The sequence below is a fragment of the Anabaena sp. TISTR 8404 genome, from assembly GCF_056847745.1.
Genome location: NZ_CP180578.1, coordinates 5,187,033 through 5,208,449, shown reverse-complemented (window position 1 = coordinate 5,208,449; position 21,417 = coordinate 5,187,033). Strand labels below are relative to the sequence as shown.

The 21,417-nt window shown below is 39.9% G+C and carries 19 protein-coding genes; 7 read left to right on the top strand and 12 right to left on the bottom strand.

The genetic code is table 11. From position 1 onward, the window contains the following. Positions 1-10 precede the first annotated feature (10 nt). Positions 11-1,486 (bottom strand): amidohydrolase family protein, encoded by a 1,476-nt coding sequence (locus ACMX3D_RS22560; RefSeq protein WP_482748045.1) that lies wholly within the window; start codon positions 1,484-1,486, stop codon positions 11-13. A 136-nt stretch (positions 1,487-1,622) separates the two neighbouring features. Between ACMX3D_RS22560 and ACMX3D_RS22555 the strand changes: the two genes are divergently transcribed. Further along, positions 1,623-2,417, top strand: coding sequence for an aspartyl/asparaginyl beta-hydroxylase domain-containing protein (locus ACMX3D_RS22555; protein ID WP_482748044.1), 795 nt, complete (start codon positions 1,623-1,625; stop codon positions 2,415-2,417). Positions 2,418-2,446: 29 nt separating this feature from the next. On the opposite strand, the gene ACMX3D_RS22550 is transcribed toward ACMX3D_RS22555, so the two are convergent. Next, positions 2,447-3,283, bottom strand: a complete 837-nt coding sequence (locus ACMX3D_RS22550) for an SDR family NAD(P)-dependent oxidoreductase (protein ID WP_482748043.1) — start codon at positions 3,281-3,283, stop codon at positions 2,447-2,449. Positions 3,284-3,534: 251 nt separating this feature from the next. On the opposite strand from ACMX3D_RS22550, the gene ACMX3D_RS22545 reads away from it, so the two are divergent. Further along, on the top strand, positions 3,535-3,933 hold the full coding sequence (locus ACMX3D_RS22545) for a nuclear transport factor 2 family protein (protein ID WP_482752406.1): 399 nt from the start codon (positions 3,535-3,537) through the stop codon (positions 3,931-3,933). Positions 3,934-3,979: 46 nt separating this feature from the next. Here the strand turns inward: ACMX3D_RS22545 and ACMX3D_RS22540 are convergent, their stop codons facing one another. After that, positions 3,980-4,456 carry a hypothetical protein gene (locus ACMX3D_RS22540; RefSeq protein WP_482748042.1) on the bottom strand — a complete coding sequence of 159 codons (477 nt, stop codon included), beginning with the start codon at positions 4,454-4,456 and terminating at the stop codon, positions 3,980-3,982. A gap of 201 nt (positions 4,457-4,657) precedes the next feature. Between ACMX3D_RS22540 and ACMX3D_RS22535 the strand changes: the two genes are divergently transcribed. Continuing rightward, on the top strand, positions 4,658-5,698 hold the full coding sequence (locus ACMX3D_RS22535; protein WP_482748041.1) for a 1-acyl-sn-glycerol-3-phosphate acyltransferase: 1,041 nt from the start codon (positions 4,658-4,660) through the stop codon (positions 5,696-5,698). Between the two features lie 34 nt (positions 5,699-5,732). Here ACMX3D_RS22535 and rppA read toward each other — a convergent pair whose 3' ends face one another. Further along, on the bottom strand, positions 5,733-6,419 hold the full coding sequence (gene rppA, locus ACMX3D_RS22530; protein ID WP_482748040.1) for a two-component system response regulator RppA: 687 nt from the start codon (positions 6,417-6,419) through the stop codon (positions 5,733-5,735). Positions 6,420-6,501: 82 nt separating this feature from the next. On the opposite strand from rppA, the gene hisG reads away from it, so the two are divergent. The 4 genes from hisG to ACMX3D_RS22510 all read left to right on the top strand — a co-directional run bounded on the left by hisG (position 6,502) and on the right by ACMX3D_RS22510 (position 12,322). After that, positions 6,502-7,146 carry an ATP phosphoribosyltransferase gene (hisG, locus tag ACMX3D_RS22525; RefSeq protein ID WP_482748039.1) on the top strand — a complete coding sequence of 215 codons (645 nt, stop codon included), beginning with the start codon at positions 6,502-6,504 and terminating at the stop codon, positions 7,144-7,146. A gap of 243 nt (positions 7,147-7,389) precedes the next feature. Next, positions 7,390-9,606, top strand: a complete 2,217-nt coding sequence (locus ACMX3D_RS22520) for a GAF domain-containing protein (protein WP_482748038.1) — start codon at positions 7,390-7,392, stop codon at positions 9,604-9,606. 17 nt (positions 9,607-9,623) lie between these two features. Continuing rightward, positions 9,624-10,049 (top strand): response regulator, encoded by a 426-nt coding sequence (locus tag ACMX3D_RS22515; protein ID WP_482752405.1) that lies wholly within the window; start codon positions 9,624-9,626, stop codon positions 10,047-10,049. A 5-nt stretch (positions 10,050-10,054) separates the two neighbouring features. Beyond that, entirely contained in the window at positions 10,055-12,322 is a 2,268-nt protein-coding gene (locus ACMX3D_RS22510; protein ID WP_482748037.1) for a PAS domain-containing hybrid sensor histidine kinase/response regulator, read from the top strand. A gap of 35 nt (positions 12,323-12,357) precedes the next feature. On the opposite strand, the gene ACMX3D_RS22505 is transcribed toward ACMX3D_RS22510, so the two are convergent. The 8 genes from ACMX3D_RS22505 to ACMX3D_RS22470 form a co-directional block, all read right to left on the bottom strand. Next, complete coding sequence (locus tag ACMX3D_RS22505; RefSeq protein WP_482748036.1) at positions 12,358-12,669, bottom strand: helix-turn-helix domain-containing protein; 312 nt, start codon at positions 12,667-12,669, stop codon at positions 12,358-12,360. Beyond that, a complete protein-coding gene (locus ACMX3D_RS22500) occupies positions 12,662-13,054 on the bottom strand; it encodes a type II toxin-antitoxin system RelE/ParE family toxin (protein WP_482748035.1) in 393 nt (130 codons plus the stop codon). The genes ACMX3D_RS22505 and ACMX3D_RS22500 overlap by 8 nt, the downstream gene beginning before the upstream one ends. A gap of 108 nt (positions 13,055-13,162) precedes the next feature. Next, on the bottom strand, positions 13,163-14,167 hold the full coding sequence (locus ACMX3D_RS22495; RefSeq protein WP_482748034.1) for an aspartate carbamoyltransferase catalytic subunit: 1,005 nt from the start codon (positions 14,165-14,167) through the stop codon (positions 13,163-13,165). A 280-nt stretch (positions 14,168-14,447) separates the two neighbouring features. Further along, positions 14,448-16,856 (bottom strand): hypothetical protein, encoded by a 2,409-nt coding sequence (locus ACMX3D_RS22490; RefSeq protein WP_482748033.1) that lies wholly within the window; start codon positions 16,854-16,856, stop codon positions 14,448-14,450. 1,317 nt (positions 16,857-18,173) lie between these two features. Next, positions 18,174-19,526 (bottom strand): magnesium transporter, encoded by a 1,353-nt coding sequence (mgtE, locus tag ACMX3D_RS22485; RefSeq protein ID WP_482748032.1) that lies wholly within the window; start codon positions 19,524-19,526, stop codon positions 18,174-18,176. Between the two features lie 599 nt (positions 19,527-20,125). Next, complete coding sequence (locus tag ACMX3D_RS22480) at positions 20,126-20,482, bottom strand: type II toxin-antitoxin system PemK/MazF family toxin (protein WP_482748031.1); 357 nt, start codon at positions 20,480-20,482, stop codon at positions 20,126-20,128. Next, on the bottom strand, positions 20,482-20,754 hold the full coding sequence (locus ACMX3D_RS22475; protein WP_482748030.1) for a ribbon-helix-helix domain-containing protein: 273 nt from the start codon (positions 20,752-20,754) through the stop codon (positions 20,482-20,484). The genes ACMX3D_RS22480 and ACMX3D_RS22475 overlap by 1 nt, the downstream gene beginning before the upstream one ends. A gap of 343 nt (positions 20,755-21,097) precedes the next feature. After that, positions 21,098-21,232: a hypothetical protein gene (locus ACMX3D_RS22470; protein ID WP_482748029.1), complete on the bottom strand. Its 135-nt coding sequence runs from the start codon at positions 21,230-21,232 to the stop codon at positions 21,098-21,100. Positions 21,233-21,417 lie beyond the last annotated feature (185 nt).

The following is a 21,417-nucleotide window of genomic DNA, read 5'->3' as shown; positions in this document are numbered from 1 at the left end:
GACAAACTAATTAGAACTTAGAGCGTTTCAAATAACGCCCAGTGGGTGAACCCAAAACTTGCCCATTGTTATAAATCAAATTTCCCCGCAAGAACGTACTCTTCACCCTTCCTGTTAACTCCATCCCTTCAAAAGGTGTATAACCTTGCTGTGACTCGGACTCAGCTGCACGTACCACAAAGCTTTCATTCGGGTCTACCAACACCAAATCAGCATCGTAACCAATAGCAATATCTCCTTTTTCTAACAACCCAAAACGCCGCGATGGGTTCCAAGATAGCAACTTAGCCATGTGGTTGTAAGACATTCCCCGCTTGCTACCTTCACTTAATACACCGGAAAGTAAATATTCCGTACCACCAAAACCAGACTTGGCTAACCAAATATTATTCGGGTCTTTTGCACTTCTTTTTTGTTCCGCAGAACAGCAAGCATGGTCGCTCACTATCCAATCTACTTGATTATTTAGTATTGCTTGCCATAAATATTCCACATCAGCACGAGGACGGATAGGTGGGTTAACTTTTGCCCAAGTACCATTAGGAGTATCGACATCTAATAATAAATGTCCAACAGTCACTTCTCGCCGAAAATTGATATGAGGAAAAGCAGTTTGCATCGTCAAAGCTGCTTCTATTGCTTTACGAGAACTAAGATGCAATAAATTGATGTTTGCACAGTTAGTTTCATGTGCTAAATAAGAAGCAATGCAAATTGCTAACCCTTCAGAATGTGGCGGACGCGCTGCACTGTAAGCGTGCAGTCCACTCAGGGTAGAATCATGTTCTACAATTTTGGTATATGCGTTGAGAATTTCTGCAACTTCACAGTGCAAACTCAAGCTAATAGTATCTCGCGCAGCTGGATATTTTTCCATCAAACGAGTGATACCGCGCATAATAAATTCAAAATGAGCAAAGTCATAGCGTTCCTCTTTATTTATCATCAAAAACAAGTTTTGCTGGTTGGACAAACCATGCAAACCATAACCACCATAAAACATGAAGATTTTAAATGAAGTTACGCCATGTTCTTCAAATAATAGAGGTATTTCATCAATATGTTGACTAGCTATAGGTGCAACATGATAGCTGTAATCAACCAAAAAATTACCTGCGGATAACGCCAATACTTCAGGAAAAAAATCCCGGTAGGAACCGCCTTTATTTAGATAATATTGTCCTGTGCGAATGTAATTAAGACTAGTTGTGACTCCCCCCATTGCAGCGGCTTTACTTTCTGTCACCGCATCTTTATCAAGGGGTTGATAAATACCAATGTGCATGTGAGCATCCACAACCCCAGGAAAGCCTAGCAGGTTTTTGGCATCGAATACTTCTCTGGCTTTATTTGCGTCAATATGAGGAGTAATTTCAGCAAATTTACCATCCTTAATGCCTATATCAAGTAATTCGACAGCATCATGAAGAGGAAGAACAACCCGTACATTTTTGATAATTTTATCGAATAAAGGAGGTTCAGACACAGTAGACCTCACACTAAAATAAGTACAGCAGATCAAGTTCTGGTACAACTAGGAATTTCAACATCGTACCGGAACCCAAGCTAAAACCGATGATTATGTAACAGTTTTTTATTCAATCTTCTCCAGGATAAAAACAATGGCAAATTTTAATGAGTATCATCTCAACCCAGAGCAATTTCCGTTTCTCAAAACTCTGCGAGATAACTGGCAAGTAATTAGAAATGAATTTACTAGCTTTATGCAGCAGGCATCAAATGAAGAGTTAAAGTTTGCTTACGATGTTTTAGGCCCTAAAAATAAAACAATTAAAACCAAAGGCAATTCAAAATATAGTGCCTTTGGTATTTTATTTCAAGGTTTCTTTATTGAAGAATATATTCACTTGCATCAAATACAATATCCAGATTGTGGAACAGATGAGGCATCCCAAAAAGCACTTGCCTTGAGAAAAAAATATTTTCCTCATTTGGCTATTGCCATAGAAAAAGTCAACTTTAGTGAAAAGAATATCCTCAGAAACGTTTACTTTGGTACATTTCATCCGGGGTTAGATATCAAGCTCCATGTCAACTATAATCCTCACATGAATCGTGGCTATTTAGGTTTGATTGTGCCAGAGGGTGATGTTGCTATGAAAATATGCCATGAAAAACTTTATTGGCATGAAGGAAAATTTTTGATTTTAGATCACAGCTATCCACACTGTCCGCACAATTACACCAATTACGATAGAACTGTCTTGGTTGTAGACTTTTTTAAACCGGATAAACCTAGAGAGGAAGTAATTCAATTTGAGAAAGAGCAAGTTACACAGCGTATGCAAGATAATCCTTACAGTTTAGGTGTGTTTGGTAAGAGTGATAAAGCTAAAGAGGAAGATTTTATCAAGTATGGTTTAGCTCATCAATTAGAGTGGGATAAAGCTTTATAATTTTTATATCCACAGTAATAGTTAAGCTTCTAACTTAGATGTAAGCCACCATCAACAGGCAAAGCTACTCCAGTAATAAATGCAGCTTGAGGTGAGCATAAAAAAGCTACTACTCCACCTATTTCTTCGGGGGCTGACCAACGTTGCATAGGGGTATTTTCAATCATCTTTTTTACAACTTCGCTATCTATTCCTCCACGATTAGATGTGATAAAATTCCAAGCTTCAGTCTTAACAAAACCGGGAATAACTACATTTACTGTAATTCGCCGTGAAGCAAGTGTTTTGGCATAGTATCTAGCTAAAAATTCCACAACTGCTTTAGCTTGCCCCGGCATAGCATACTGCAATTTTGGTGTTTGATTACTATTACACCCAGGAGAAGATATTGCTACTATATAGCCTTTGCCATCTTCCATATAATTGATAGCTTTTTCTACGCATCTAATAAAGCATTTAGGATAAACATTTTGATAGTAATCGTACTTATCAAAAGTAGTCCATTTACCAGTTCCTAATAATAGAGTGGAATCATTAGCTGCTGAAATAGCTTGACTAGATTCATGAGATGTTGTCAGTCCCACATATAATCCAGCATTATGAATAAATGCTGTCAGTTTACCCTGAAAATTATCTTCAACACATTTAAAAATTTTCTCAATAGTTAATTCGTCTGCTACATCCCCTTTAATCAGGTAAACTTTTTTGCCATAGGTCGATTCTAAGTTAGCCTTGGCCATCAATGCTGCTTCTTCATTGGAATTAAAGCCCAATATAAGGTCATAGCCATCTTTAGCTAACTGCTGTGATATTCCCCAACCAATACCACGAGTACCACCTGTCACTATTGCTAGTTTTGATGTCATTTTCGTCTACTAAATAGTAAATTGAACGAAGTAAAAAAAATGGTCAACAAAAAAGCTAGTATTTGATTATTTTGTAATCAAATACTAGCTTTTTAAATATCAAGTCAGAGCCAGTAAGTCAATAAAAAATTAATTATTGTAATAATTGATCACCATCGTAATCCAAGTTTGTTTGACAGAAAGTAAGTTTTAAAGCTAGATAAAATATATAGTTTAAATGATTACACTTAATCTATAAGCATTTGAGCATGATGACACAAGACCCTGCAAATACTTTAAAAGTCGCTCACCAAGCATTTGAACATTTTACACATGGTCTAGCTACTGGAGAATGGCAAGCATTTCTCGATATGCTTACGGAAGATTTTACTTTCTGGTTTCCGATGGGAAAGTTTCACGGCTTGAATGAGGGGAAAGAACGCGCCCAAGAGTTTCTTCAATACGTTTCTGAATCTTTTAGTTCGGGAATTACATTAACTTCTCTTGACCGCGTTACCAGTAATGACACAACTGTTGTGTTTGAATTTCGCGATGAAGGTCTGTTATTAGGACAACCTTATAAAAATCGTGTCGCAGTTTCTTTTGATGTGTGCGGCGATAAAATTTGTAGCTATCGAGAATACTTTGGTAGCGATGGGAAATCTTATTGATTTGTCAAAAGTCAATGGTCAATTGTCAATATTTATTGAGTTAATATCAATTAAGTTCTTTTAACTCTTTGCATTTAGCTTCTGCTGCTTGATAAGCTGTTAAATATTCTTTTCCACCCAACATCACATCACCATAGTATTCATAAGGTGTTGTGCCATAAATTGGTAGGGGATCATCTTCAGGATAATCTTCTTTTGATTCTTCAATGATGGCTTTTAGTTGTTTGGTATTCAAGCTTTGCGCTGGAAAATACCAAAGTTCTTGGTTATTTTTGTGTAGGTGCGGTAAGTTGGGATCAATGATGCGTGTGAGGGACTCTTCTCCAGAAGTATCTTTTAACTCAATCCAACCATGTTCAACAGGCCGATAGGGTTTGCCAGCATAAACTAAAAACCCTTGAACATAAATTGCTCCCTCTGTCGCTAATGCTGCTTTGTAAGCATTCTCAAAAGTTTTATTTGCCTTACTTTTAATAAGTTTAGCAATCTCAAGCGAAAGGGTTTCATCCAATGCTTTATTCATTTACAGAGGAAAATTAATTGCGTACTCTTATTATTCTATCACTCACACACTCTTGATTTAACCGACTAAGAAACTAACAAATATTGCTAAATGTAAGCTACAAATGTAAAGAATTTTACATCTACAGTGGGATGTGTGGACTAAGATTCAAAGCTTAAGATATACACTTAAGTATCCTGTTGTCTAATCCACATAAACTTTGTGATTAATCAACATTCCGAAAACATTCTTAACCAACCCCAAGAAAAATCTTTAGATAAAGGTTTTAAATTTAGCTGGGTTGATTGGATTTGCCTTTGGTATCCACCAGGCTGGTTAATTTTGTTTAACCGTCACTGGCAACATTATCACAGCGACCCGGATGGTTGGAATTGGTTGGAATACATATTATTTCTCATACCTTTTGGGTTTTATTTAGCACTACTAATTCGATGGTTGCGTTTGGGTTGTCGTTCACCAAGAAAAGAAATAGGCGAATTTAATCCTAACTATCAACAAGCTTTTCGCCAAGAAATTTTAGCTTTTATTGTTAAATATTATTTTCGGGGAGAACTACAACAAATTGGTAACTTGCCGCAAACAGGCCCAATGATTGTAGCGATGAATCATGCAGGTATGTGTTTTCCTTGGGATTTTATCACTTTAGGTTATTTATTAGGTGAAACACGCGAATGGTCTGTACAACCATTAGCAAGTACATCTTTATTTGAACATCCTTGGATGATTTGGTGGCTACCATCGCAATGGTCACAGGTTTTAGGTGGAGTGCGGGCAGAAATTAAGGATTTTGAGGCAGCGATCGCACAAGGTAAAATTTTACTATATGCACCCGAAGGGATACGCGGGCCGGGTAAAGGTTGGCACAAACGCTATCAACTGCAAAAATTCGATGTCAGCTTTATTCAGTTGAGCGATCGCTATCATATTCCGATTTTGCCAGTAATTTGCATCGGCAGTGAGTTTTTACATCCTTGGACTATTAATAGTAAAAAATTACAGCGAATAATTAAATTACCGTTCTTACCTATATCTCCGTTAATGTTCATCTTGCTTTTATTTCCCTCAATGGGAGTTTGGGCAATGAGAACCCGCTTACAATACTTTATTCAACCTTTAGAAAAGCAGATGAATTTTGGTAAAGACCGTGCTGATACTTATCAACAAGCGCAAAAACTTCGGGATAAACTGCAAACTCAACTTAATCAATTTTTAGTTGATAAACGCAAAGTAACGCTGAGGTAAACGCAGAGGAAAAGAGAGAGTATTATGTAGTTTCTCAAGAAGCAGCACCAAAGCGATAGCCTTTACCGTAAACTGTGTGAATCAAAGTAGTTTCTTTACCTACCTCAATCTTCCGGCGCAATAGGCGAATTAATGCTGCTATGACATTACTACTTGGTTGTTCTTCATCCTGCCATAGATGTTCCATAATTTGGGCATGAGTTAGCAACTGTCCGGTGTGTTCCATGAAGTATTGCAGCAGTTGGCTTTCTTTTTGCGATAGTTCAATAATGCGTCCTTGACGGTATGCTACTTGGTTATCACAATCAAGTTCTAAATCAGCAACAACTAGCCTTCCGGGAGTCGTTTCATAAATTTGGGAACCACCTCGACGCAATAAAGCCCGGACTCGCGCTAACAATTCTCGTAATTCAAAGGGCTTGACTAAATAATCATCTGCACCTGCGTCTAAACCTTGCACGCGATCGTCTAAAGTATCTTTGGCTGTAAGAAACAACACAGGTGTATTTTTGCCTTGTCGTCGCACTTCTTGGCAAATCTCCAAACCGGTTTTTCCTGGTAACATCCAATCTAAAATTAGTAAGTCATAATTACTGGCTGTTGCCAGTTGACTACCATTCGTCCCGTCATAAGCTGCATCTACGGTGTAACCTTCACGAGTTAACACGCGACTTAAGGGGTCAGTTAATTCTACTTCATCGTCAACTAATAAAATTCTCATGCTGCTTATGTTAAGCAATCGAGATATTCTCAAGAATAATAATAAATGAACTACCAACACACTAAGGATATCCAGAAAAAGAATGTTGACTGTTGCACTCCCAAAAGGGGAACTACTGAAAAATAGCATCCGCCTGCTGCAATCTGTAGGATTGGATTTTAGTGCTTTTTTAGATTCTGGAAATCGCCAACTTCAGATTCTTGATGCTAGTGGACAAGCTAAAGGTTTGTTAGTACGCGCACAGGATGTACCAGTCTACGTAGAATATGGTCAAGCACAGTTGGGTATTGTCGGTTATGATGTGTTACGAGAAAAACAGCCACAAGTTGCTCATTTAGTAGATTTGCAGTTTGGCTATTGTCGCATGTCTGTGGCAGTGAAAGCATCAAGTCCTTACAAATCACCTTTAGATTTTCCTCCCCACAGTCGAGTTGCTTCTAAGTATGTAAATTGTGCGCGAGAATATTTCCAAAGTTTAGATTTACCAATAGAAATAGTGCCATTGTCTGGTTCGGTGGAACTTGGCCCGATTACCGGAATGTCAGAAGCAATTGTAGATTTGGTATCTACGGGGCGGACTTTGCGCGAAAATGGCTTAATTGAGCTTGAGACTTTATACCACAGTACCGCGCGGTTGATTGCCCATCCTTTAAGTTACCGCATCAATACAGGTAATCTGTGCGAGTTGAGTGCGAAGTTGCGAGAGGCTGCTTTGGTAGCAGTGTAATGAGGAGTAGGGAGTGGAGGGTTGTTTGCTACTCCCTAATCTATTTTATTTACACTAGAATTATGCCCAATATTAAAGTGTGCGGCGATCGCTTTCTTTGTTGCAAACTAAAAATCTAAAAAAACTCCTCTAAAAATTCAGAGTTAGCTAAATTATTAACTAAAGTAAAAAAAGATTAATTAAAAAATCACTTATTCACGACTTTTAATTAAACCTTTTGTCTGAGTTTTTCATAAAATATTGATGCACACTGAATCACATAATCACGAACAGGCGAGACTAGAAGCTCTGCGCCGATATCAAATTCTCGATACTGAACCAGAACAAGCTTACGATAATCTAGCCCGATTAGCTGCTTTTATTTGTGGCACTTCTATTGCTTTGGTCAATTTCATTGATGAAAACCGTCAGTGGTTCAAAGCTAAACTTGGTGTAGATGTGCCAGAAGTACCTCGGAATTTTGGGTTGTCTTATCTTTGCCTAGAACGCAAGGATATTGTAGTAATTAAAGATACTTTAAAACACGAACAATATGCCGCAAATCCCGCAGTCACAGGTTATCCCCATGTGCGGTTTTATGCAGGTGTACCTTTAATTTCTCCAGATGGACAAATATTAGGAACTCTCTGTGCAATTGACCCTGCACCACGAGAACTTAATCAACAACAAATAGAGGCGCTGTTGGCGCTAGGTCGTCAGGTAATTAGTCAGTTGGAACTGCGGCGGAATTTAGCGGAAAGACAGCAAACTGAGGCTTTTTTACGTGAGAGTGACCAACGACTGAAGTTAGCTTTGCAAGCTGCTAAACTGGGTTCTTGGCAACTTGACCTAAAAACATTGGAGTTGTCTACCTCTAGCCAGTGCCATATTAACTTTGGCCTGTCGCCAGAAGTTGAGTTTACCTATAGTAAGCTGTTGGAATGCATTCATCCTGGCGATCGCTCTGATGTGCAAGAGTGTATCAGACAAGCTATAGAATCTCACGGCGATTATGAAGCAGAATATCGCTGTATTTGGCCTGATAACAGTATTCATTGGATTTTAGCACGGGGTACTGTCATCTACGATGCTAATAATGCGCCAATGCGGATGACTGGTGTTACCCTTGATGTCACTGAGCGCAAGCAAGCAGAAGAAGAATTAAAACGGCAAAACTTGCGATCGCAATTATTTGCCGAAATTACTCTCAAAATCCGAGAATCCTTACAATTAGAAGACATCCTCCAAACTACAGTTAAAGAAGTTCAAAAACTTCTGCAAGCTGACAGAGTACTAATTTTTCGACTTTGTCCTGATGGTTCCGGGACAGTCGTACAAGAAGCCGTTTTACCAGGTTGGCCTGTTGTTTTAGGAAAAAATATTCTTGATCCTTGTTTTCAGGCAGACTACATAGAGAAATATCGTCAAGGACGCATCAGTGCAATTTTTGACATTGAAAAAGCCCACATCCTAGACTGTCACAGAGAATTTCTCCAGCAGTTTGGTGTTAAGGCTAACCTCGTAGTCCCAATTTTGATGCGAGAAGGAATTTGGGGCTTATTAATTGCTCATCAGTGCGCTCACCCCCGCCATTGGAGCAACTTTGAAACAGAGTTATTGCTCCAGTTAGCTAACCAAATTGGCATAGCCTTATCCCAATCACAACTTTTAGAACAAGCAACCCGTCAAGCACAAGAATTAGCACGTTCTAACTCTGAATTGGAACAGTTCGCCTATGTAGCTTCCCATGATTTGCAAGAGCCGTTGCGGATGGTGACAAGTTATTTACAACTACTAGAGCGAAAATACAGCAACCAACTAGATGCAACTGCGGATCAGTTTATTAACTACGCCGTAGATGGGGCGCGGCGAATGCAGAACTTGATTAACGACTTGTTGAATTATTCACGGGTGACTACACGCGGACAGCCTTTTGTCCAAGTTGATTGTGCAGAGATTTTACAGCAGGCGATCGCCAATCTAAAATTTGCTATAGAAGATAGTGGCGCAGAAATTACTTATGACCTTCTACCCCTAATCAAAGCCGATCCCACACAACTAACACAAGTATTTCAAAACCTCATCGGTAACGCCATCAAATTCCGAGGTGAACAACCACCACGTATTCATATTGGCGTAGTCAAAATAGATGAAGAGCAAGAAAGCAGAGGCGTAGGGGAAGAATATCTTACTAAACACTCAGCACTCAGCACTCAGCACTCAGCACTCCCCACACCCCAACAATGGTTGTTCTCTGTACGCGATAATGGAATTGGCTTAGAAGCACAGTATGCTGAACGTATTTTTGTCATCTTTCAGCGTTTGCATGGTAGAAGTAAGTATCCGGGTACTGGTATTGGTTTGGCAATTTGTAAGAAAATTATAGAACGCCACGGCGGACGTATCTGGGTTGAGTCAGAACCGGGTCAAGGCTCGATATTCTACTTCACAATTCCAGATCAAGCAGGTCAACAATCGTGAATCACACCCCAACAATTATGCCAATTGAGGTTTTGTTAGTAGAAGATAATCCCGGCGATGCTGAACTGACACGCATTGCTCTACAAGATAGCAAAATCTCAATTAACCTGAATGTTGTAGAAGATGGTGTAGAGGCAATGGCATTTTTACGCAAACAAGAAATTTATGCGAGAAAGCCTCATCCTGATATTGTATTGTTAGATTTAAACTTACCGAGAAAAGATGGACGGGAGGTACTGGCAGAAATAAAATCTGACGACAATCTCAAGCGAATTCCTGTTGTTGTCTTGACAACTTCCCAGTCAGAAGAAGATATTCTCAAAGCTTATAATTTGGCTGCCAATTGCTACATTACTAAACCCGTTGATTTTGATCAATTCGTTAAAATTGTACAATCTATAGAAAATTTCTGGTTTGCGATCGTAAAACTGCCACCGGAGTAAGGTACATGGCAGGAAAACTAATTAAAGTCTTATTAGTAGAAGATAACCCTGGCGATGTTTTTCTCTTACAGGAGTTATTAGAGGAAGTCAATACCGCAAAAGTAGAGTTGTGTCCCGTTGAGCGATTGTCGGAAGCACTCACTTTGTTAGCGCATGAAAGTTTTGACTTGATGTTGTTAGACCTTTCTCTACCTGATAGTCAAGGTATCAGCACTTTTTTAAGTGCTAACCGCCAAGCAAAAGCGACTCCGATTATTGTGCTAACAGGTTTCGATGATGAAACTCTAGCACTCCGCGCTATGCAAGAAGGGGCGCAAGATTATCTAGTCAAGGGGCAAGTAACTGGTGATTTGCTAGTGCGTTCTATGCGTTATGCTATTGAACGTCAACGCATCGAGGATGCGCTGCGCCAAAGCGAAGAAAGATTTCGGGTAGCACTGAAAAATTCGCCGATTTTTGTTTTCAATCAAGATAAAGAGTTACGTTACACCTGGATTTATAACTCAATTTCTGGGTGGACAACTGAAGAAATGCTGGGCAAACATGACTCAGAACTTATCCCAGCAGAAGATGCACAAAGTCTGACTACTATTAAAAAGAGTGTACTGACTACGGGTATAGGTACAAGAGCAGAAGTATCACTAACTACTCCCCAAGGCATTCGCTATTATGATTTGACTGTTGAACCTTTACGCAATGAATTACAAGAGATTGTGGGGATAACTTGCGCTAGTATCGACATTAGCGAACGCAAACAAGCTGAAGAAAAAATCCGCGAACAAGCAGCACTATTAGACATCACTACTGATGCTATTTGTGTGCGGGATTTAGAAAATAAAATTCTGTTTTGGAATAAAGGTGCAGAAAATCTTTACGGCTGGCAATCACAAGAAGCTTTGGGGAAAAATGTCAGCGAGTTGTTGTTTAATGAACCTTGCCCAGAATTTGAAGCAGCTTGGTTAAACGTCATCAGCAAAGGTAAGTGGCAAGGTGAGTTAACGAAGTTAACTAAAAGTGGCAAAGAAGTATTAGTTGCTAGTCGGTGGAGTTTGGTATGCGATTCTCAAGGCAGACCGCAATCAATTTTGACCGTTGATACAGATATTACTGAGAAAAAACGTTTAGAATCACAACTATTTCGCGCCCAGCGCATGGAAAGTATCGGCACTTTAGCCAGTGGTATCGCCCACGACCTCAACAATATCCTCACACCAATTTTAGCTGGAGCGCAACTATTACCGCTAAAATTTCCTGATGCGGATGAGCGAACACAGCATCTGTTAGAAATTTTAGAAATTAATGCTAAACGAGGTGCAGACTTAGTTAAACAGGTGTTATCGTTTGCACGGGGTGTTGAAGGGCAGCGAATCAATTTGCAACCCAGACACTTAATAGTAGAAGTCGCCAAAATTCTCAAAGAGACGCTACCTAAATCTATAGATGTTCGCCTTGATTTATCACCTGAATTGTGGATGGTTTCTGGAGATAGTACGCAACTCCATCAAGTCTTAATGAATCTCTGCGTTAACGCCCGTGATGCTATGCCCGATGGTGGTACTTTAACTATTACTGCTGAAAATTTATTAATTGATGAAAATTATGCTCGGATGAATTTAGATGCTAAAGTAGGCCCTTACATAGTGATGAGTGTCTGCGATACAGGCATCGGCATTCCAGAAGAAATTTTGGATAGAATTTTTGAACCATTTTTCACTACAAAAGCTGTAGGGCAAGGCACAGGGCTAGGACTTTCCACTGTTCTAGGAATTGTGAAAAGCCACGATGGCTTTGTCAATGTACAAAGCCAAGTAGGAAATGGTACTTGCTTTAAAGTTTACTTACCAGCAGTCGGGGAAACAGAAATTTTTAGCCCAGAAGAAATTACACTTCAAGCAGGTCATGGTGAATTAATTCTTATAGTGGATGATGAACCCTCAATTCAAGAAATTACGAGAACATCACTAGAAACTCATGACTACAAAACCTTAATTGCCAGTGATGGCATTGAGGCGATCGCACAATATGCCAAAAATGCTAATAAAATTAGTGTCGTCCTCATGGATATTATGTTACCTTCTTTAGATGGGGTAACGGCTATTCGTACCTTGCAAAAAATTAATCCCCAAGTTAAAGTTATTGCCACCAGCGGACTCATGCCTAAAGACAAATTGGCAGAAATTATGAAACTTGGGGTCAAGAAATTTTTATCTAAACCCTATACTGTGAATGAATTATTACTCAGTTTACAAGAGATTCTGAGTGAAGTTGGTTAATACCTAATAGTGAATGAAGAGTGCAGCATTAAAATTTATGCACTTTGCTCATTTTCTATTGGCGCAAGCTGAATCACCACTCGTTGATTTAGAGCATGGGCAATTTTTTGCAGCATTGAAAGAGAGTGTCCTTCGTAATCAGCATCTTCAAGCCGTGCAATCACGGGCTGTTTGGTACCAATAAGTTCAGCCAGTTGTTTCTGTGTTAACCCCGCTTTTGTTCTGGCTTCATAAATCAACTGAGCAACTTCTGCATTAATAGAGGCTTCCTCTACTAATGCCTCAGCTTCAGGATCACTGCTACTTATTTTGTTAATAATTTTTATTGCATCGCTAGTCTTAGCCATCTTCTTGTTCTTCTATGTATGTGTGAAGTCCTGGGTTTTCTTCAAATAAAAGCTTTCGTGAGATCGCTCGTTCAATATCAATTGGAGGTACAGCTGCTTCTTCCTTTGTGATAGCATGTGCGAGAATTGCCACATTTTGCCCATGAAAGAAGTACAAAATGCGGTACTGTACACGAATGTGTTTTGCTCTAAGCTCGTATATACCATCACGCAAATAATCAGCCGCAGGACGACGAAGTTCATATCCTGATGCAGCAAGTTGTTTGATGCGAGCAACACAGTTTGCATAACCTTTGCGATCTTCTTTCAAAAGTCTGGTCAGCCATTCCAAGACAGGAACTACCCCTTCCTCTTCTTGATAGAAAACAACACGAGTTTCAGGCACAGCTTACACTCTAACTATATCAATATTGTTATATTAAAGAAAAGGAAACGAGACACACGAACCATATAATGTTTCCCCTAAATTGAAAAATCTAAGTTTGTTACAAAATTAAGTCTTACCGCTACCAATTAAATACAACAGCGCCATCCGTACAGCTACACCGCTAGTAACTTGCGACTGAATCAAGCTAAACTCTGGGTCATCCATTAAATCAGAACTAATTTCGACTCCACGATTCACCGGGCCGGGGTGTAAAACTTTGACATTAGGCTTGCACAGTTGCAATTTTTGTCGGGTAATACCAAATAACTGATGATATTCTCGCAAACTGGGCAGTAAATGTGCTGTCATCCGTTCTTTTTGCAGGCGCAAAGTCATGACAAAATCAGCATCTTGCAAGGCTGGTTCTAATTGCCAATGTAAAAATAGTTGCCCATTTAGCGTATCTTTTCTCTCTGCATGTATATACTCAGCAAATAATTTAGGTAACAGAGTCGGTGGTGCAGCCAAATGCACTTGTGCGCCACTGGCAATTAAACTCCAAATATTTGATCGCGCTACACGAGAATGTAAAATATCCCCAACGATCGCAATTTTTTTCCCTGCCAACAATTCTATGCGCGGATGTTCAGAATCAATTAAAGTACAAATCGTAAATAAATCCAGCAGTGCTTGAGAAGGATGTTCGTGTTGACCATCACCAGCATTTAAGACGCTAACTTTTACACCCAAACGATCCATTTCTTGAGCGATCGCATTTGGTACACCTGCTTCTTTATGGCGAATTACCATAATATCAGTACCCATCGCCAAATAAGTCTTGGCTGTATCAAGAATTGTCTCGCCCTTGGTCATCGAAGAAGTCGAAGCAGCAAAATTGAGGGTATCTGCACTTAAACGTTTCGCCGCCAGTTCAAAACTGCTACGTGTGCGGGTAGAAGGTTCAAAAAATAAATTCGCCACCACCTGTCCTTGCAAAGTTGGTACTTTCTTTGTCCGCCGTGACAACACTTCTTGAAAACTTGCAGCCGTTTGCAAAACGGTATTGTATTCAGCGGTAGTAAAGTCAGCAAGGGAAATTACGTGATGACGATTCCAGGTGGTAGTAGGCATAAATAACTGTGCGTTGCGGTGTAAAGATGCGATTGCTTCTCTACCAATATTTACTTTAAGTATGCAGAGGTAATGATAGCACTGCAACCTAAACAAGAATTAGACATCTCCAAAAAAATGTAGAGACGTAGCAATGCTACGTCTCTACAAGGATTCTGGATAATACAGTATAAATACAGAAATTTTAATTTGTCAGACTATGAGACTATAAAAAAAGGGACGTTATTCAAAACGTCCCTTAAATCATCAAACACTCAATATCAGATCAAGTGGAGAGCCTTTACAACTCTCTCAAGAAAGCAATAATTGCTTGTTGATCATCGCGTGTTAGAGAACGGAAGCGAGCCATAACTTCTTTCGCTTCACTTCGATGAGTATTGGAAAGAGGACTGTTATATGGTGGGCAAATGACATCTTGAGGTCTTGCACCGTAGTCAACGACAACCTTATTGCCATTGGTATTAGTTCTGCCGTCATAGCTAATTTTATTGACGACTTTACCACCTGGAGGCACAGGGCATCCACCACCTGGCAGAGTAGAGGTCTTATTGTCATCGGGTGCAGGCAGGTCATGTATCTCAATTGCTGCCAAAAGCGCTTCGTCTACATTGCGAACAACCAAAGGTTCATTGGTTACGTCCCTATTGGTAGTTACAGTACCCCCAGGTGTAGTATCACGGTTGAAGGTACTTAAGAAAACACGAGCATCGTGCATAAATGGAGGGCCAACTCTACCAATCCCTGTTAGAGGTGGTGTACGGAACTGATCGCCCAGAGCAGAACCTTGCTGGTTGGTGAAGGAATCACTAGCAAAGTTGCGTACTATATCATAGGTCATGAATGTAGCAACGTTATTATTGCCACTTGCCCCTCGTTGAGTCACCTCGGCGCGGCTCACGAGAATTGGATCGCGTGGAACTGGCGAGAATCTTTCAGCATCAATGACTGGGCCTCTATGGATATTAATATCTGAGAATAGAGGAGCCCAACGATAGCTGAGAGCATCTACAAGTGCTTGTGCATCAGGCCCCAAGGATGGGTCGCCAGTAGCCGGAGATTGGCCTGTTCTTTGAATTGGAGTATGACAGTTAACACAACCAACCATGCGATCGCTCTGGTTAATTGCATTGCCATCTAAACCATCGCCGCCTGTAGGCATCTTACCGGCAATTGTCCGGTTAGCAAAGGCAACTAAGTCAACACCAAACAGCTGCGCTCCTCTTTGAACTCTAGCAGCTGGATTGTTGCCAGGCAGAGGTCTAGAAGGATCTTTAGCTCTGAGGACAGCCAAGAGGTTTCTACCGAATTCTGGGGGAGCAGTTGAGCGGATGAAATTGCGCTCACTAAATGGTGTGCTGACAGATAGCTCGAAATCAGCAGGTGCAGGCCCATCAGCTACTTCATTTCGGCAGTTGCGATTGTAAGGAGCAATGGCGGGGTCAGCAATCACTTGTTCAATAGGAGAGAACACGTTGGTCATGCTCAAACTGCCGAACATACCTCCGAGAATAAACTGCAACATCTCGGAACCATTGGCACGTAAGCCAAAACGCCCTACCCCTGTAGCCAAGAGTTCGTCTTGTCGTTGTTGTTGCTGCGCTGCCGGTATATTGCTAGGAATTGTATTGATCTGGCCTGTGACACAATCACCGGTACATTGAAATAAAGCAGTTTTGAGGGAGGAATTGTCACCTCTAGTATCGTTGGGGTCAGCAGCGTTGACAATATCAACGTTTGGAATTGCTTCTATCAACCCACGACCAATATATGGAGGGCCTGCGAATTCACTAATAGCACGTCTAAATCCACTTGTACTTTGTTGTGTAGCTGGATTAAAGCCAACGAGGTTTCTATCCTCCGAAACGCTGGGGATAGCATCTGGCAAGCATTCTATACCGAATACCTCCCTCAGTCGTTCAGTTGCAGGGCGTACATGCTGCAAGAAACCACTATAGTTCTGACCAAAACCTGTTACACGATTTATATTCCCATTCAACGGATCGAAAACGTTTGCCGATGCTGAATAGTCTCCAAATACCGTAAACGCTGCGGTTCGGCCTGTATTATTGATTGCATCTAACTCGCCACTGGAGGCTATACTCAGACGACCTAAGTCAACAGAAGCATCTGGCTCAACTGGATCTAAGCGTCTACCAGGCGCTCTACCACCATTTTGAGTATCACCCGATACAAAACTGAAGTTGGTGGGAGTTGTTCTTCCTGCTCTACTGACGTTAGAAGTACCTGTAAGTAGTCCTTCATTGGGAACTGCTTCAACGTTATTCAGGTGACAACCCGCACATCGAGTTTGCATGGAGGTTGACCCGAAACCATCCTCAACTCGGTTAGGGGTAGTAAAGAAGGTAGACCCTTCTACTATTCTTTCCCGGATGGAGTTTGGGATGGAAGGATAAACTAATTTATCCAACTCCTCCAAAGTATCTACAGGGTCAAGTCCTACATCGCCAAAAGTATCACGACGCACACGCTCCACTGGACGCAAAGGGCGAGTCGGAGGTTGAACCACAAAGTTTGATGCAACTTCCTGTCGTCTGCGTGCAATTAAAGTTGCATCGTCAGGTAGGGGAACCTGACCAAAAACTTTTTGTGGGTTAATGTAGCCAATGAGTACTGAAAGGCCTAACGATAAACCCACTATCAATAAGAGAAATCTTCGTTGTTTTCGCATTAACTAAGTTCCAAACTTATTTAATATTTGAGTAATACAAACTCAAGGCTACCTATTCCGTATTAGGAGTAATACAAATTCAAGGCTACCTATTCCGCTTTGGATTTATAGCTTTTTCGTAGTTGACTCCGAAGAAAACAAGCAAAGTCAAGCAAGGTATTGCTCCCAATACTTTAGAACTTAAGTTCGCCAATACCTGGGTAACTAATTACACTGTATCTTACTATAAGATATAACCAAAAGGAAGTTTTTATTAAATCTATACTGTTACATATTTCTACATAAACTATGGCCAATAAATCAAGATATTATGAAGTTAATGTCACGCTAAAGTTTAGTTTATGTAATCTTTAAATTAAAGTTATTTTGATGATGAAGTTAAAAAAATCTTTAAAGAAAGAATCATTAAGAAAAAGTCATGCTGGTATAAAGTAAATGCTTAGATGCTTGACATCTACAGCAAAATATTTAGCTATTATGCTCAAAATTAAAGATATTAGTTTGGTGTAGTTTGCGTTTACATTACTTAATTAATGCAACTATATTGCTCATCATAAAATAGCTTCATAAAATTTAAAGAAAATAAGGTTAGCGGGTGAGATCGCAGGACGGAAACGCTTTACTTCGGTCTGTTCAGAAGTTCGCTAGTCTAGCAATAGACACGCAGAGCGAGGCTTATATCCCCAGTATCAACATTTAATTATTGTTGTTTCTAATCTCATTTACGGCTAATCAGTTATTATTTGAGGCATCTATGCAGCAAGCTTAAAACTCTCTCTCTTCCACTGCTACATCCTTGCAGCCTTAATGATAATTTTTTCGCTGGAAAATATATAACTCTATCCAATGTTAATACACCTTAAACTGGCATACTTAATAGTGCATAATTAAGCTTGACTTTCAACAAATATTATGTTTAAAAACCTTGATTGATTTTCTTCATCTATAATCTGCTTTCAAAACAGCACAAGACTTTCACTCAGTAAATAGATTTAATAAATTTTTACCTGAAAATGTTAATCATTAGTTAGTGTTAGGAAAATTACCAAAAACTAGTTTTAGGATAATCTAAAGTCAATTCTAAATCTCATGAAATTACAGCTATTTTCAAACTGCTCAGAGATTTAGACTTGAATGGTGCCATTGTTACTATCACTGATGCAATAGTTTTGGGGATTTGAACATTTGCTGTTCACCCCAAAAACAGATGTATTTATCATCAAAATACTTAAGTAAACATATCCTACCAAAGATCATTAGCCATAAAATTAAATTTCACATTAAGTTAAGATACGTTTGCCCTGTCAGCCGACTTGATTACTGAGGTAAATGTAAAACCCGTAAAGACACGGAAATTAAAGTCAGAAAAGTTAAGAACCCAATTGTATCTAACATTGTTGTGACTAATGGCCCACTGACTAAAGCTGGATCAAGCTTCAGGCGCTTCAAACCCATTGGTAATAGCGTACCGAGAGTAACAGCCACTATTGTATTAGTCGCCATAACTGTGCCTGCAACTAGTCCTACCCATCGTTCTTCTGGTTTAGCCCAAATCATCGATAGTGCCATCATTGTTAAGGCTAAAACTACCGCCGTACCTAAACCAGCCAAAATTTCTTTTCGGAGAATTTTTAAAGTATCTCTGGGTGTGACTTCACCTACACCCAATCCTCTAATGGTCACAGTTAAAGCTTGAATTCCGACAGTCCCGCCTGTGTTAGAAAAAATTGGCATAATCACGGCTAAAACTGGCACAGCGGCAATTACTGATTGAAAAGGCGCGATCGCACTAGCTGCACCTATATATAATGCCATTATTGCCAACAACCAGGGTAAACGCTTCCGCATTGTGACTAAGGGAGGAGATAAAGCTTCTTCATCACCACTCACCCCTGCCAACTTTTGGATATCTTCGGTAGCTTCTTCTTCTAAAATATCGATTACATCATCAATAGTGATGATGCCGACTAATCTATCTTCCCTGTCTACCACTGGGATAGCGATTAAGTCGTAACGCTTCATAATTTGGGCTACTTCTTCTTGAGGCGTTTCTGTTTTTACCTTAATAACGCGATCGCTGGCGATATCACGAATATAGACATCTGGAAAAGTAAACAATAACTGGCGTAGAGAAACTACCCTGACAAGTTTGCGGTTATTGTCGGTGACATATGCGTAGTAAATTGTTTCTTTGTCTTCGTCTTGGCGACGAATTTTGCTTAAAGCTTCACCTACCGTCAATCCTTCTTGCAAACGCACATATTCTGTGGTCATGACTCGGCCAGCAGTACCTTCGGGATATCCGAGTATAGTCGCTGTGGCTTGTCTTTGTTCGGGACTTAGCTGTTGTAATAAGCGTTTAACTACCCCAGCAGGTAATTCATCAAATAATTCTGCCCGTTCATCGGGACTCATCGCCTCAACAATTTGCACTACTTGAACATCATGCAGAGAATTAATTAATTCTTCCTGCACATCTGTAGGTAAATACTCAAAAACGTCGATTGCTTGAGCTTTATTCAAGAGACGGAAAGCGATCGCCCGCTGTTTTTCTGGTAATTGTGTAATATATTCCCCGACATCGACGGGTTGTAACCGATTTAAATCGCATTTAAGCTGATTTAAATCACTGACATCAAACAGTGAATCACGAATGTCTTGTATGAGCATGATACCTCCTATGTGCCTCCCCCGCGCCGAGAGACACGCTCACCGGCTTAGAGGAGGTTCGTACTGCCGTCTTGTGGACTTTTGTCCATAAAATCCTAAAAACTCAATTCAATATCGATAGCCAATCAAGGCATCGCTAAGTGATCATCGTAACCCGGAATCGCACGATCTGATCAATTTTCAGTAACTCTGCACCAAATAAGTAATATTTCGTACAGGTACACTATTGATTACCCTGATTTTCCGTTAACTAGTGTCGATTTTACTATTGCTAAAATTTGTGTCAAGCAAATGTAGAGATTTGCTGGCAAACTTCACAAAGTCAAAATATTTACATACACTCATTAGTATTTGTTTGAAGACTAAGGGTAGGTTGTTAGCTTTGACTAAAATTGCCAACCCTACCACTTTCATCAAACACAAGCTCTAGAGATGATAAAACTGTCCCCAGGAAGACAAAACCAAGAGCCACAGCAGTAACTTTGAGGTAAATTCCTGATCATGTAGCGTATCAAGAATTACATATATTTGAGAGTGCTGAGTGCTGAGTAATTGTGCTTTAAAGTAGTATACTCTCCTCTGCTCCCTTGCTTTCTGCTTCATTCCTCATCTGGCATTGGCAAATCTAAGGCTATTAACAAAGCCTGAGATAAATGAGCCATCACCAATTGCGAAACTGCACCTCTTAAACGCAAAAAGCGGGTTTTAGATAACACCCGCACTTGATCTGCCATTGCGATCGAATCTCTCTTGAGTCCTCCATCAGGTGCTAAAATTAACACCTGGGTAGGATAAACTCGCTTTCCTGATTGATACGTAGTGCAGGGAACTGCTAAAACAACTGGACTCGACGAATTAATTGCATCACGACTAACAATAATTACTGGGCGAGTCCCTCCTTGCTCTGAACCTTCAGTTGATTCTAGGCGAGCATCATAGACCTCACCCCTTCTCATTACAGAGATTCCTCTAACAGAAATGCCTCCCACTGAGCAGCAGCAAATTCAGTTTCGAGCTTGAGTACCTCTGCCTGATAATCAGGGTCGCTGGCCATTTCTGTCAAAGCGGCATCTATCGTGGCTCTTTTCTGTGCTGCTAATTCTCGACGTATTGCTTGCACCATAAAATCATTACGACTTCTTGCTTTGCCTTCTAAAACTGCCTTGTCAGTTGCTTCTAAAAGTTCCCGTGGTATTGCTAGTGTAGTGCGAACGGATTCGGCTTTCATGTAGTGATGATTATTTTGATGTCTTCAGTGACGACTTCTATGATATCACTCTTAATCGTACTCCGACCCTTGGAGTTCTACCGAAGACCTTGTAGCAACTAAATTTTTTACCCAACAGTAGTACCTAATCAGTTATAGAAAAGACCTTTTGTCTCAGCAATGCTAAGTTCACATTACACATTAATTCACAAAGTTTAGCCATAGCTAAAAGTCCAGATTCCACCCTACTATTGGGAATCTGGACTAGCGAAGAACCATTCCTGTCTACTTAAGTAGAAAGAGTTACTTTTGGGGTAATAGTCAGTAATTAGGCAGAAAATGAAATTTTTTTTGTAACTTTGGTTTAACCAATCGCTCTTTTGAGTGAACCATCAGCATAAAGTTCAAGCGGAACCAATTCGATTTTGCCGTTAACTTTCACTTGGGAGTAAACCACTTTCACTAACTGAGCCTGATTTTCGTTGTAACGCAAAGACATAATAAATCCCCTTGATTACAAATTTATTGGGTTCAAACCCTTTCATACCTTTAATGTACTGAATGAGTTCTTGGTGAACTGTACATCTTTTGAAGGATTGTTGATTCTATAACTAGCAAACAAATGATAAATTCAGTATAAAATAAGCTCAGTATATATAAAGATTTCAATAAATCTCAATTTTG